This is a genomic window from Anaerococcus kampingae, from assembly GCF_046365475.1.
GTDB lineage: Bacteria > Bacillota > Clostridia > Tissierellales > Peptoniphilaceae > Anaerococcus > Anaerococcus kampingae.
The window spans coordinates 1-14,493 of record NZ_JBGMEF010000030.1; the positions used below are offsets into that span (position 1 = coordinate 1).

The following is a 14,493-nucleotide window of genomic DNA, read 5'->3' on the forward strand; positions in this document are numbered from 1 at the left end:
CGAGAGTATAAAGGGCAAGATAAGAAGTATGGCAGAGAAGAAAAATCTAAAGTCACAAGAAGTTCTGCAAATATATTTTTTTGAAAAATTTTTAGAAAGGCTATCTAAATCAAAGTACAAAAACAATTTTGTAATAAAGGGAGGATTCCTAATATCATCTCTAATTGGTATTGAAAATAGAACAACTATGGACATGGACACAACCATTAAAGGCATAGCTTTAAAAGAAGAAAAAATAAAAGAAATCGTAGAAGAAATAATAAATTTAGATGTCGATGATGGGATAAAATTTGAAATGAAAGATATCAGTTATATAAGAGAAGAAGATGAGTACGAAAATTTTAGAATTTCACTAACAGCAAATGTTGGTAAGACTAAAAATCCAATGAAACTTGATCTAACAACAGGAGATGCAATAACACCAAGAGAAATAGAATACACGTATCCATGTATCTTTAGCAAAGAAAATATAAAAATAATGGCATACCCTTTAGAAACAATTTTAGCTGAAAAATACGAAACCATAATCAGAAGAAATATAACAACAACACGAATGAGAGACTTTTACGACCTATACACCCTCTACAAATTAAAAAAAGATGAGATAGATTATAAAATTTTAAAAGAAGCAATAGAAATAACTTCAAACCAAAGAGGAAGTCAGGAGATAATGAAAGACTCTGAGGAAATAATCGAGGACATAAAAGATGATTCTTACCTAAGATCCTTGTGGGAAGTGTATCTCAGTGAAAATAAGTATATTGGAGATTTGAGCTTTGATAAGGTTGTTGATGTAGTGAGAATTATTTCAAATAGAATTAATTAGATGTAATTTAACAGACACTGTTTGGAATATTATAGACAAGGAAATATTAAGTATTAGAGAAGTGGAATTATTCTACATTTTTTTAAATTTAAATGTTCTTTTAAAGAGAACGTTTTATATTAAATGGACATCTAATGGTATAATATAATAAATATAAATTTTCAACGCAGGATATATTGAGAAAATCTAGTTATAAAAGATTATTCTAAAATCTAATAGATTTAGATATAAAAAATTTTGAGATAATGGAAAACTGAAGTTAGTATAAGTACTTTTATAAGATGAAGAATTGACAAGATATGACTACGGATGTTTTGCTTAAGATTTCTATTTTTGGGATAGTTGTATTTAGGAAATATTTAAATGTATTATGGGAAATAAACAGGAGTATTGGATATGTATTTATCAGAATTAAAAATTAAAAACTTTAGATGTTTTGATGATAGTGATTATGTAATTAAGTTTAATAACGGACTTAATGTTTTAGTTGGAGAGAATGATTCGGGTAAATCAGCAATAATAGATGCTATAAGATACGTATTAGGAACTACTGACATGAGTTGGAACAGATTAAACCCGGAAGATTTTTATAATGAAGACACGTCTTTAGAAATTGATATAGTATGCAAATTTCAAGGTTTAAATATAGAGGAAAGGTCAGCATTCTTAGAATGTCTTACTTACGAAGGAGAAAATGAAAAAAATGAATGCTTATATATAAATTGGAAAGCTAGGTATTTAAATACATATAATCCACCTAGAGCACTAACTAGAATTACAACAGGATATAGTGGTTCTGGAAATAATATTTCTCAGGAAGCTAGAGAATTGTTGAGAACAACTTATTTACATGCTTTAAGAGATGCTTATAGTGAAATGCGTTCTGGAAAAAATTCGAGGTTATCGAGAGTTATGCAAAATATTTCAAGTATCGATACTGGAAATGATAGCTATAATTATGGTGATAATTTAGATGAACTTTCTTTATTAGGAATTGCAAACTTATCAAATTATCTATTATCTAATCATAAAGCTTTGAGTGAAATTAATTTAGAAATGACTAAAATTATAAAAGAAAAAATGCTGCTTGAAACTGATAGTTTTAATACTACGCTGGAAGTTGCTGGATCGAATTTAAATGACAAAAGAAAGTTAATGTCATTATTAGAAAAATTAGATTTGGTAGTTGACAAAGATAGTAGTAGTTTAATGGGAAAAGTTGGTTTAGGAACTAGTAACTTAATGAGTATGGCTTGTGAACTTCTGTTACATAAAGATTCAAAGAATAATAATAAACCATGTTTTTTATTGATTGAAGAACCAGAAGCACACATTCATGCTCAAAGGCAATTAAAATTAATTCAATCTTTTGAAGATGATTCTGAAACTAATAATATACAAGTGATAATGACGACACATTCACCTTTGCTAGCATCTGTTATAAAGCTATCAAATATTATTATTGTTAAAAAGGGAAGAACGTACTCATTATCAAAAGAATATACTAATTTATGTGAAGATGATTATGTTTATTTAGAAAAATATCTAGACGCAACAAAATCTAATCTTTTTTTTGCAAGAAGTGTAGTGATTGTTGAAGGACCAGGAGAATCCCTATTATTACCAACAATAGCAAAGTTACTGGGTTGTAGCTTTACTAATTATGGCGTTTCTTTAATCGATGTGCGAAGTACGGGTTTAAGAAGATATGCAAGGATTTTTCAAAGAAAAAATGATAAAGAATCATTGGATATTAATGTTTCTTGTATTACAGATAGAGATATTATGCCTGATTGCGCTCCGCATATTTGTATAAATGAAAATTACAAAAATATTGAAAATTGGCCGGACAAGAAGATACGTAATTGGAGAGTGGAATCTGATTTTTCAGATGATGAAAAATGTAGATATTTATTAAATATAAATTCTAAAGCAAGTGGTCAATGTGTTAAAACTTTTATTTCAGAACATTGGACTTTAGAGTATGATTTGGCATATGAAGGGTTGCAAGATATGGAAATGACTAAAATATTAACAACCTCTCTTATTAATGTGAGTTATAAGCCAATAAACAGAGATGTAAAAAATAAAGAGCTAAATAATATGCTTAATAGTTATGAAACAATAGAGGAAAAGGCTTCATATTTTTACAGCTATTTTACTTCAAAAAAAGCATCTAAAGCAGATTTCGCGCAAGAGCTCTCAATAAATTTAGAAAAAGAATATTCAGATAAAGATAGTAATGAAATTGTAAGAGTAATCCCTAAATATCTGATAGAAGCAATAAAATATGTTACAAAGGGAGCATAGTATGAGAAGTATATTAAATGATTTGGAAATAACATCTCAAGACATTGAGTGGATTACAAGAGCAATTGGTAACAATATAAAGTTTGACGAATCAAGGATTGAAATAATTAAAAATATGCAATCTGTTGATATACAAGCATTTCCAGGAAGTGGAAAAACAACAATATTGATTTCAAAATTAGCAATACTTGCTAGAAAATGGAAATATTCAACTCGTGGTATTTGTGTATTATCTCATACTAATGTAGCAAGAGAAGAGATAGAACGGAGATTAGGAAATACAGAAGTAGGTCAAAAAATTTTATTGTACCCACACTTTATAGGAACTTTTCATTCTTTTTTTGATACTTTTGTCACTATACCATGGTTAAAATCAAGTGGATATAAAATAAACATTATTGATAGTGAAATGGTGATGAGATATAGATGGAAAAAGATTCCGTATAAAACTAAATTGTATTTACAAAAACAGTATAAAAATAAAAATATATGCGAGTACAAAGGAGATATTGGGAAAATAGATTGGGATAAGAATGGAAAAACGAAAGAAATTATTCTTTCTATTATTGAAGATACTCAAAAAGACGGATATTTTACATTTGGAGAAATGTTACTTTTTGCTAAAAAAATATTGAATGAAAATAGAAATATTGCGAAATCAATACAGTATAGATTTCCTATTTTATTTATCGATGAAGCACAAGATACAGATGAGTTTCAATGGGAGCTATTAAATATGGCATTTGGGAATGAATCTAATGTTGTTATGCAATGTTATGGTGATATGAATCAGGCTATATATAACAGTGTATTTATTAAGAACAACTCTAATTATTTCCCTAGGAATGCTCCATTATTATTGAAAGAAAGTAAGAGATTCAATCATAAAATCGCAGAATTAGCTAATTTAGTAGCAGTATCTGAAGAAAGAATGAGTGGGACTGATAATGATTTTTCTGATAGTATAAAAAATACTATTTTTCTATTTGAAAAAGATAATATTAATAAAGTTATTGATGAATTTGGGAGATTGGTTTTAAATTCTTTTACAGACAACGAGATAAAACGATACGATAAAGATGGAATACATGTAATAGGTATGATACATGATAAAAAAGAAGAAACAACAGAAAAGCAATTCCCAAAAGGTGTTTATGATTATTGGAAAGATTATAGATTTTGCTCGGATAATAAATACAAAAATCCTAATTATATAATTACTTATCTTAGAAGAGGAAATGAAGCATTTAATTATTCTGGAGAAAATGAAGAACGAGTAGACTATATATGTAAAGGAATTGTGAAACTAATAAACAATATAAATGGTACTATCAAAATATACGATAAAGGGAACTTATTTAATTCAATGCTCAGGGAATTACAAGAAGATAAAACAAAAATATTTAGAAATAAGATGTTGGATTTGATAAGTTGTATCAATAATTTATCAGAAGACAACTGGGCAAATATATTAAATAAAATTCAGAGTATAATTAATTTATTTTTTGATCAAGAAAAAAGCATTGAAGGGCTTGAATGTATTAAATGGATTGAAAATGAGATTGATATTAAAAATGAAAAAAATGTTATATATAAATACGTTGACAATGAAAAGAATAGAAGTGTAGATATGATATTTGGTAGTATTCACTCGGTAAAAGGGAAAACGCATTTAGCCACACTTGTTGTTGAAACATATATGAGAACACATAATATAAAGTCAATAAACAATTATTTATATGGAGGAAAATCTAATATTAATAAAACTATGGAGAAAAGATTAAAATGTCAATATGTTGCATTGTCAAGAGCCAGAGGATTGGTTTGTATGGCTATCCCAAAAGATTCTATAAATAATGATATTAAAGACAGATTACAAAAGGATGGATGGAATATAGTTAATGTATAAATAAATGGATTTTTAATTCGATATAAATTTAGAGAATTTCTAATAATTCTGCTGTAGTTAATGGTTAATTCGGTTAAGTAAACTTTTTTATGAGAGTATTCTTTTTCTATTTTCTCATAAATCTATTTGCCATTTTATTCTCCTTTATAAAATATATTTCGGGGTCTTAGGGTTCTCCCTAACAAGGTAAAATTGATAAAAAAAGAAGCAGTCCATAAAGGTTCTGCTTCATCAATTTTTCGTAAGTGGGTACTCACTTACTGTGCTTGCTATTAAAGTTATAAGCGTCAAGCGTTTTATTTATAGTAAAAAAAATTATACCATACTCAGAATATAAATTCAGGGCACTATTGACAAAAGTATAAGAAAATGATAATCTATATTAATAGAACGAGTGTCGGTCGATAGGTGGTGAGGTTTTGGCAAAGAGAAATGTAAAAGATCCAGAAGAAAGAAAACAGGAGCTTATAAACATAGCATCCAGACTTTTTGAAAAGTATGGGTATGAGAAAGTTTCTGTTAGAGATATTCTCGCAGAAGTTAACGGAGCGCCGGGAATGTTTTATTATTATTTCAAATCAAAAGAAGATATTTTCTTGGCTTGTATGGAAACATATTTTGAAGAAAAACTAAAAAATAAGTTGGATATACTTCAAAATAAGGAAATGGATTACGAAGAAAGAATAAAAATTGTAAGAGAACTTATAGTAAAAGATATCGGTCAATTTACAACAAGATATAATTTTTCGAAAGAGAATTCAATTACAGATAACTCTTACAGGCTATGGGAATTAATTCATTACATTGGAAAATTTATAGATGTCTATTCAGAGTTTATAATTGAAGGAATTGAAAATAAAAAAATAGAAAATAATATGGGAATAAACAGAGAAAATGTGAGAAGTTTTGCAGCTTTTATTTTATACGGAGCTGTTGGAACAATATATAACGACTATATTATTAAGGGAGAAAACAAAACAAATTCAAGTGAAGCCTTTGGAATAATAAGCGAACTATTTCAAAGACCTCATTAGAAAAAAATAAAATATAAGTATTTTACAAGGGAAACATCAATGGTGTTTTCCTTGTATTAGTTTTAAGGCAAATGAACGAACTCGTTCGGTAAGGAGGTATGTTTTAGATGAAAAAGAAGAAATCAATCAAAGATATTATTTCCTACAGTGAAATAAAAAAAGGACAACTTGTAGGAGGGATATTATTTGTTAGTCTTGGTATGCTATTAAGTATTTGTCCAATTTTGGTGATATACAAAGTCATAAAATCTCTATTTTTATATGGAAAATTAGAACAAAGTACAATACAGTTCTGCACCTATGGACTTGCAGCAGTGGTATTGTCATATTGCTTAACTTACATTGGAGGTATTTTATGCCATAAGTTTTCATATGTTTTAATAGCTAACTTAAAAAAGAAGATATTATTTCATATTGGGAACCTTCCTTTAGGATTTTTCACTGGGGACAACAAGTCAAAAATAAGGCAAGTATTAGGATCGGATATGAATCAAATTGAGGGATACTTTTCTCATCAATTACCAAATTTAATTTCAACTTTAGCACTAATTTTAGCAATGATGATTGTTATGTTAAAGATAAATTTAATATTAGGTCTTACGACTTTGTTAATTATATTTGTTGGTTTAGGAATTCAGATTACAATCATGGCAAAGATTATAAAGTCGGGTGGACTTGATAAGAACTTTGCGATTTTGGATCAAATTAATTCAGCAACTACTGAATATGTTAAAGGTATGCCGGAAGTTAAAATATTTGGAACAGGAGCAAAATCTTTTAAAACTTTTTCAAAGTCAGTAGGAGAATATAGAGATTTTACAAGTTCGATGACATCGATGATAAGACCAGGATTTGTCTCATTTAGAATGTTTATTTTATCTGTGGCTACATTCATAGTTCCTGTAGGAATATTTTTAATGACACGAAACAATAATTTGGACTTTGTTACAATCTTTATTTTCTATTTGATTCTTGTACCTGCCATTAGCGTACCTGCATTAAAACTTAGAGATTTTGCAGAAGGAATGAATTTACTAAATGAAGTTGTTTTGAGAATCTACGAAATTATAGATCAAAAAGAATTGGCAATTGAAAATATCGAGGAAGAGATAAAAGGTCATGATCTTGAATTTAATAATGTAAGCTTTTCTTATGGAAATGAAGAGGTTTTAAAGAATATAAGCTTCTGTGCTAGACAAGGAGAAGTTACAGCATTAGTTGGCTATTCGGGAGCAGGCAAATCTACCATTGGAACGCTAATACCCAGATTTTATGATCCTTCAGAAGGTTCTATTAAAATTGGTGGAGTTAACATAAAAAACATTCCAATGAGTGCCTTAATGGACAAGATAGCATTCGTTTTTCAAGACAGTGATCTTATTACAGATACAGTCTTCAATAATGTTGCTATGGCAAAGACAGGTTCTACAAAAGAAGATGTCATAAAAGCATGCAAAAAAGCAAGATGTCATGATTTTATTGAAAAACTCCCTAATGGATACAATACTGTTTTGGGTAAAGGAACTTATTTATCTGGAGGAGAGAAACAACGTATTGCCGTAGCAAGAGCGATTTTAAAGGACGCACCAATATTAGTATTAGACGAAGCAACAAGTTTTGCTGATTCTGAAAATGAATATCTTATGCAGGAAGCTTTGTCTGAATTGGTTAAAGATAAGACAGTTATCATGATTGCTCATAGGTTAAATACCATAGAGCATGCAAATCAAATTTTAGTAATATCTGATGGAAAAATTGCAGAAAGAGGTAAGCATGAAGATTTAATCGTTGCAGATGGAATATATAAGAGACTCTTTGATATTTATAAGAAGACAAATATTTGGCAAATGGATATAGAAGGGAGTGAGAATGAATGATAAGAAATATTACTTTAGGGAAGATGAATAACATAAGAAAATCCATTATATTAAATGTTTTGGCATCTATTTCAAACCTTATACCATTTATTGCTTTGGCGAAAATTGTAGAAACACTATTTTTAAATAGAGGTGCAGATAGTATAGATACGAGCATTTTATGGAAGTATTTTGGGATAATGGCAATATTCTTCTTTGTAACATTCTTATTGGAAAATTTAGCTACAAAATATACCTATGAACTTGGTTACAAGACAAGTGCAGATGGGAGAATAGAGCTTGCAGACCACATAAGAAAACTACCAATAGGTTATATCTCAGGGAAAAGCTCAGCAGAGATCTTAGATACATTAATGAATGATTTTTTCAAAGTTGAAACGGCAGTAACTCATCAATTACCTCAATTTTTCAGTGGTATATGTGTAGCGGTTCTTTGCTCAATATTATTTTTGGTAATTAATGTAAAAATGGGAATAGCAACACTTATTGGATTGCCGATTTCTGTTCTACTTCTTACACTCATGCAAAACTTTCAGAAAAAAATTTATTTGAAAACAAAGAAAATGAGGATAAAAGAGGAAGAAGATATAAACGAATATTTGGATGCTATTAAGACTCTAAAAGCTTATAACAGCTTAGATGATACATTAACAAAGCTTGAAGAAGATATAGATAACTCGAGAGACGCAAATATTAAGAGTGAGAAAGGAGTTGGTTCATTAACTACTATAGCAAGTATGATTTTAAGAATAGGACTTCCTTTGATGAGTTTAGCGGGTTCCTATTTGTTTATAAATGGATCTTTGGAAATTGATACATTTTTAATGTTCTTATTTGTAGGCACAAGGATTTTTGATCCTTTGGAGCTTGCACTTGTAAATTATACAGGTCTACAAATGGCATCAGTTTCAGGAGAGAGAATCATTAACTTACTTAACGCTAAACCTATGTCAGGAAATTGCGATTTAAACGATAGTAACAAAATTGAAATCTGTGATGTTTCATTTTCTTACAAGGAATCTAAGGTTATCGATAATGTTTCATTAGACATTAATGAAAACGAATTAACTGCTTTTGTTGGTTACTCTGGCTCTGGAAAATCTACACTAATTAAATTAATTTCCAGATTTTATGATCCTAATGAAGGGACAATTAAAATTGGTGGAGTAGATTTGCTAACAGCCGACCCTGATAAATTAATGGATAAATTTTCTGTTGTTTTTCAAGATGTGTATCTTTTTAAAGACACAATTTATAACAATATAAAATTTGGAAATGAAGATGCAAGTAAAGATGAAATTATGAATGCTGCAAAAATGGCAGGAGCTTATGACTTTATAGTCAATAAAGATGATGGATTTGACACTATGATTGGACAAGGAGGTGCGACTCTGTCTGGAGGTGAGAAACAAAGAATATCAATAGCGAGAGCAATATTAAAAAACGCCCCAATAATACTACTTGATGAAGCAACATCTTCGCTTGATCCTGAAAATGAACTTATTATACAAGAAGCAATATCAAATTTAATTAAAAATAAAACAGTTGTGGTTGTAGCTCATAAATTAAGGAGCGTAATGGGAGCTGATAAAATTGTTGTTTTAAACAAAGGAAAGGTAGAGGAAGTTGGGAAGCATGAAGAACTTATTAAAAATGAAGGACTATATAAAGACTTATGGAATTATCAAGAAAAGTCTAAAGAATGGAAGATTGTACAGTAACAATCAATTTTAAAGGAGGAAATTTATGAAAACACAAAAGAAATCATCAAAAAATGCAGTTACAGCCGGTGTTTTGATTGCACTTTACTTTGTAACATATGCAGTTATTGGGGTAATATCTATGCCTGTCCCTGTTTTGTTTTTACTAATGCCTATGCTTGTAGCACTACTTGCTGCACCAACCTATCATATGCTTCTTGCAAAAACAAAGTCAGCCACTGCTATTGTAATCGCAGCTATCTTACCAAGTATTTTATTAGTTGCAACTGGACATATTCCAATTGCACCATTAGTGGCAGTGCCTGCCGGAATAATTGCTATGTTCATAGCAAAAGGTGGGAATTATACAGACTTTAAGAAAAATACAATTAGTCATATGTTTTTTTCTCTAAACTTATTTGGAGGATTTTTACCAATTTGGGTTATGAGAGAAGCATTTTTTGAAAGTGTAATAAAAGGTGGCTTAGATCAAAGCTTTTGTAACACAGTAAGGGCATGGACACCGATATGGATGTTACCAGTTATGATTATAGGAACATTTATATTCTCTTTGATTGGTTCTTATTTTACAAAAAAAATATTAAATAAAAAGTTGGAATCCGCAGGAGTTTTATAATGGAAAATTCAAAGTTTGTTCTGGGGTCAAAATATGACCTCCGAACAAAACTTATCTTGCTTATAGGTGCGAATATTTTAATTTTTTTAGGGTTTGATTGGATCTATCAAAGCCTTATTACATTATTTTTCCTTGTCATTATTATTAGCGATGGTTATAAAAAATCCACTATAAGGTATATTTTATTTTTTGTAATAAGTGTAGTATTGGAAAAATCTTTAGCCTATTTTAATATGAATTTTCTTTTGAATTTAATTTTATTTATCTTAGCAATTGGAAGAAAATTTTTGCCATGTATTATCGTGGGTAAATGGATTTTAAATTCCACATCTGTTTCCAGTGCAGTAGCAACTTTACAAAAATTAAAACTTTCAAAAGACTCGCTCATAATGATTTCTGTAATATTTAGATGTTTGCCTACTATTAAAGACGAATGGAGTCATATAAATATGGCGATGAAAACTCGAGGAATTAATTTTAACTTAATCAATTTAACAAGAAGACCAACATTAATTATGGAATATTTTTTTGTGCCATTGTTCGTAAGTGTGATAGAAATTGGGGATGAGCTCTCTCAATCAGCCATTATAAGGGGACTCGATGCTCCTGTTAACAAAACAAGTAGACACCTAATTAAGTTTAGAAAAAATGATATTGGTGTTCTAATTCTTATGATTTTAATTTTATCAATAGTAATATTTATGAAAGTATCAGGGTGGGACTTATGATTGAAATTAGAGAATTAAGTTTTAAGTATAAGGGAGGATCTGATTACTCATTAAAAGATATAAATTTGAAAATCAAAAAAGGGGAATGCATTCTTCTATGTGGTAGGAGCGGTTGCGGAAAGTCGACTCTATTAAAGCTTATGAACGGTATAATACCTGAGTTTTATGATGGGGACATTTCTGGCAGTGTTATGGTCAATGGTATGAATACATTTACCACACCAATTTATAAATTATCTAATAATGTAGGCTCGGTTTTTCAAAATCCTAAAACACAATTTTATACAACCAATACAACCGATGAAATCGCTTTTGGTTTAGAAAATTATGGAATACAAAGAGAAGTAATTAACAAAAGGATTGAAGAAGTTGAAAAAGAGCTTCATCTTGAAAACTTGATGAATAAAAATATATTCAATCTTTCTGGAGGAGAAAAGCAGAAGATTGCTGTAGCAAGCATTTACGCATTAAACCCTGAGATATTTATTCTTGATGAACCATCTTCAAGCTTAGACATAAAGTCAATGAAAGAACTATCGCTTACAATAAAAAATCTTAAATCTTTAGGAAAAACTATTATTATTGCAGAACACAGGTTGTGGTATTTAAAAGACATTGTTGATAGAGCAATATACTTAGAGGATGGAAAAATCATCAGAGAATATAGTATGGACGAAATTGAAAATCTAAGTGAAGATGAACGAATGAGAACAGGACTTAGGCATTCTGATTATAAAGCTATTGAAAGATTTGATGATTTTGAAACTTCAAATAAAGGGACTTTATTAGAGTTAAAAAATCTAATATTCAAAAGAAATACCAAAATAATTTTGTCCATTGAGGATCTTAAATTTTTTTATGGGAATATTATTGGAATTGTTGGAGAAAATGGAATTGGGAAGTCTACATTAGCAAAAATTATATGTGGCTTAAACAAAGATAATAAAGGTAAAATTTTAAAAGATGATGAGAATTTAAATATAAAAAGTAGGCTAAATGAGAGCCTGCTTATTATGCAGGAAGTGAACTGTCAGTTATTCACGGACAGCGTTAAAGATGAAATAGTATTAACATCAAATATTAAAGATGATAATGCTTTAGATACTTGGTTAAAAGATATGGAGTTGAAAAATATCAGTGATAGGAATCCTCACACCTTGTCAGGAGGACAAAAACAGAGAGTAATTATCTTATCCGCTTTACTATCCGACAAGAAAATTCTATTTTTCGATGAACCAACCAGTGGATTGGACTATAGAAATATGAAAATAGTAGCTAAAAACATAAAGAAAGTAAAGGAAGAAGATAAGTTGATTTTAATAATATCCCATGATGTTGAGTTTTTAGATTCAGTTTGTGATAAAGTGATTGATTTTACTTACTTATGAAAATGCATACATTAGTAAATTAAAAGAGGGACATATGATAAAAACGGAAGAAAAACGAGAAGTTATGAATAGTATTTTTTTGAATACTCCATAATATAAACTTTATAATATTTTTTTATTTTAGAGGATTTATGCCTATGTGCATAAGTCCTCATTTTTTATGTTCAATTTAATCATTAAAACTCAAAAATACTATTAAAAAATAATAAGAAATGGACTTTGGCTGGTATATATGCAGATGAAGCAACAACAGGAACAACTGCAACTAAAAGAGCAGACTTCATGAGACTAGTAAGTGATTGCCAAAATGGAGATATAGACATGATAATTACTAAATCTATATCAAGATTTGCAAGAAACACATTAGATACTTTAAAGTATGTAAGACTATTAAAGGAAAACAATGTTGGTGTAGTATTTGAAGAAGAAAATATAGATACTTTGACAATGGATGGAGAGTTACTATTAACAATATTAAGTTCAGTAGCCCAACAAGAAGTAGAAAATACCTCAGCCCATGTAAAAAAAAGGATTGAAAATGAAAATGGAAAAGGGGGAGCTTATTGGTTTTCAAGGTTGCCTTGGATATGATTATGACCCTATAACAAAAAGCATCTCTATAAATGAAGAAGAAGCTAAAATTGTCAGATATATCTTCAAAAGATATTTAGAGGGTAATGGTGGTTCAGTCATTGGCAGGGAACTAGAAGAGCAAGGATATCTCACCCCGAGAGGTAAAACAAAATGGTCTGATACTACAGTGTTAGGAATAATTAAAAATGAAAAGTATATTGGAGATATACTAATGGGAAAGACCTTCACAGTTGATCCCATAACAAAAAGAAGACTAGCAAACTTTGGTGAATCTGATAAATACCACATTGAAAATCATCACGAGCCAATTATATCAAAAGAAGATTTTGAAAAGGCACAAGAGATTAGACTCAGGAGAGCACAAAATAGAAACACCATTGCTAATAAGGATAGAAAAAGAGAGAAACTATCAAGGCAATATGCTTTTTCAAGTATGCTTGAATGTGGATTTTGTGGAGAAATACTTTCAAGAAGAACCTGGCACACCAGTTCAATTTACAAAAAAATCAACTGGCAATGTGTAAGATCAACAAAAAAAGGTAAAAAATATTGCCCTCATTCAAAAGGAATACAAGAAGCAGCAATAGAAAAAGCATTTGTTGAAAGCTATAGGCAATTATGCCATGCAGATTCAACAGTAATAGATGACTTTTTAAAAATTGTAGAAGAAGAAATAAATGATAATACTTTAGTCAAGGATCTGAAAAAGATAGAAAACCAATTAAATAGAATCATTAGTCAAGAAAGAAAGTTAGTTGATCTTCATTTAGAAGATAGTATAGACGAAGAAGTTTATGCTAAAAAGTTTAAAAAACTTACAAAACAAAAAGAAGAATTACTTGATGAAAAGAAAACACTAGAGCTAACTATCAAAGATGAAAACTCTATTAAAGAAAGATTAAAGCAATTTAAAAAGGTCTTAGAAAACAAAGAAATTATAGAGGAATTTAATAGAACAGTATTTGAAAGCATAGTTGATAAAGTCGTGGTGGGAAGAATTGACAAAGACGGAACAGTTCATCCATATGATTTAACATTCTATTTCAAAACAGGAGTTAAAGATAGTCAAGATTCTAATAATTTCAAAGATAAAAGAAAAAATGCCAAAGACAATGACAGTGATAAATTGTGTTCCTACAAGAATGACGAGGATAATAAATTATGTTCCCAAGCAAAAGACAACACATGTGGAGACGGTAGCAATTTTGTCCAAACTCGATGTCGATAAACATATAGACGTTGAAATTGAGCTGGATGAGATGGATTTGACAAGTGCTGAAAGTAAGGCAACATATGCCCAAATCAAAGAATATGTTTGGAATAAATTTGAATTAAAAGTTTCGACATTATATATTGCACAGATAAAAAAGAAATGTGGAATAGAATTACGAGAACATTACAACAAGTCTAAAAAGGAGAAACAAATTATTCCACAGTGTACACCTGAAAAAGAAGAAGCCATCAGAGACTGTGTAAAATTTTGTGTATAG

The 14,493-nt window shown here is 29.4% G+C and carries 9 protein-coding genes and 2 pseudogenes; all 11 read left to right on the forward strand.

All coding sequences use genetic code 11. The features are described 5' to 3' along the window. Positions 1 to 826, forward strand: an 826-nt coding sequence (locus ACCQ42_RS07850) for a nucleotidyl transferase AbiEii/AbiGii toxin family protein (RefSeq protein ID WP_410035855.1), incomplete at its 5' end; no start/stop codon positions are given. Between the two features lie 396 nt (positions 827 to 1,222). Continuing rightward, on the forward strand, positions 1,223 to 3,136 hold the full coding sequence (locus tag ACCQ42_RS07855; RefSeq protein ID WP_410035856.1) for an ATP-dependent nuclease: 1,914 nt from the start codon (positions 1,223 to 1,225) through the stop codon (positions 3,134 to 3,136). A gap of 1 nt (position 3,137) precedes the next feature. Continuing rightward, complete coding sequence (locus ACCQ42_RS07860) at positions 3,138 to 5,045, forward strand: UvrD-helicase domain-containing protein (protein WP_410035857.1); 1,908 nt, start codon at positions 3,138 to 3,140, stop codon at positions 5,043 to 5,045. Between the two features lie 419 nt (positions 5,046 to 5,464). Next, entirely contained in the window at positions 5,465 to 6,079 is a 615-nt protein-coding gene (locus ACCQ42_RS07865; RefSeq protein ID WP_410035858.1) for a TetR/AcrR family transcriptional regulator, read from the forward strand. Positions 6,080 to 6,186: 107 nt separating this feature from the next. Further along, complete coding sequence (locus tag ACCQ42_RS07870) at positions 6,187 to 7,956, forward strand: ABC transporter ATP-binding protein (RefSeq protein ID WP_410035859.1); 1,770 nt, start codon at positions 6,187 to 6,189, stop codon at positions 7,954 to 7,956. Then, positions 7,953 to 9,677, forward strand: a complete 1,725-nt coding sequence (locus ACCQ42_RS07875; RefSeq protein ID WP_410035860.1) for an ABC transporter ATP-binding protein — start codon at positions 7,953 to 7,955, stop codon at positions 9,675 to 9,677. The genes ACCQ42_RS07870 and ACCQ42_RS07875 overlap by 4 nt, the downstream gene beginning before the upstream one ends. Positions 9,678 to 9,702: 25 nt before the next feature. Next, the gene (locus tag ACCQ42_RS07880; protein WP_002840863.1) at positions 9,703 to 10,293 is read left to right on the forward strand and encodes an MptD family putative ECF transporter S component; all 591 of its coding nucleotides are present in this window, start codon (positions 9,703 to 9,705) and stop codon (positions 10,291 to 10,293) included. Then, positions 10,293 to 11,021, forward strand: a complete 729-nt coding sequence (locus ACCQ42_RS07885; RefSeq protein ID WP_072537496.1) for an energy-coupling factor transporter transmembrane component T — start codon at positions 10,293 to 10,295, stop codon at positions 11,019 to 11,021. The genes ACCQ42_RS07880 and ACCQ42_RS07885 overlap by 1 nt, the downstream gene beginning before the upstream one ends. Then, entirely contained in the window at positions 11,018 to 12,409 is a 1,392-nt protein-coding gene (locus tag ACCQ42_RS07890; RefSeq protein WP_410035861.1) for an ABC transporter ATP-binding protein, read from the forward strand. The genes ACCQ42_RS07885 and ACCQ42_RS07890 overlap by 4 nt, the downstream gene beginning before the upstream one ends. 192 nt (positions 12,410 to 12,601) lie before the next feature. Beyond that, positions 12,602 to 14,231: pseudogene (locus tag ACCQ42_RS07895) on the forward strand (recombinase family protein); the annotation flags it as partial. After that, positions 14,179 to 14,493: pseudogene (locus ACCQ42_RS07900) on the forward strand (23S rRNA (uracil(1939)-C(5))-methyltransferase RlmD); the annotation flags it as partial. The pseudogenes ACCQ42_RS07895 and ACCQ42_RS07900, both read left to right, overlap by 53 nt.

What these genes read in the sequence shown, in the direction of transcription:
- ACCQ42_RS07855 (WP_410035856.1), top strand. Translation starts at nt 1,223, where the DNA reads ATGTATTTATCAGAATTAAAAATTAAAAACTTTAGATGTTTTGATGAT.
- ACCQ42_RS07860 (WP_410035857.1), top strand. Translation starts at nt 3,138, where the DNA reads ATGAGAAGTATATTAAATGATTTGGAAATAACATCTCAAGACATTGAG.
- ACCQ42_RS07870 (WP_410035859.1), top strand. Translation starts at nt 6,187, where the DNA reads ATGAAAAAGAAGAAATCAATCAAAGATATTATTTCCTACAGTGAAATA.
- ACCQ42_RS07875 (WP_410035860.1), top strand. Translation starts at nt 7,953, where the DNA reads ATGATAAGAAATATTACTTTAGGGAAGATGAATAACATAAGAAAATCC.
- ACCQ42_RS07880 (WP_002840863.1), top strand. Translation starts at nt 9,703, where the DNA reads ATGAAAACACAAAAGAAATCATCAAAAAATGCAGTTACAGCCGGTGTT.
- ACCQ42_RS07885 (WP_072537496.1), top strand. Translation starts at nt 10,293, where the DNA reads ATGGAAAATTCAAAGTTTGTTCTGGGGTCAAAATATGACCTCCGAACA.
- ACCQ42_RS07890 (WP_410035861.1), top strand. Translation starts at nt 11,018, where the DNA reads ATGATTGAAATTAGAGAATTAAGTTTTAAGTATAAGGGAGGATCTGAT.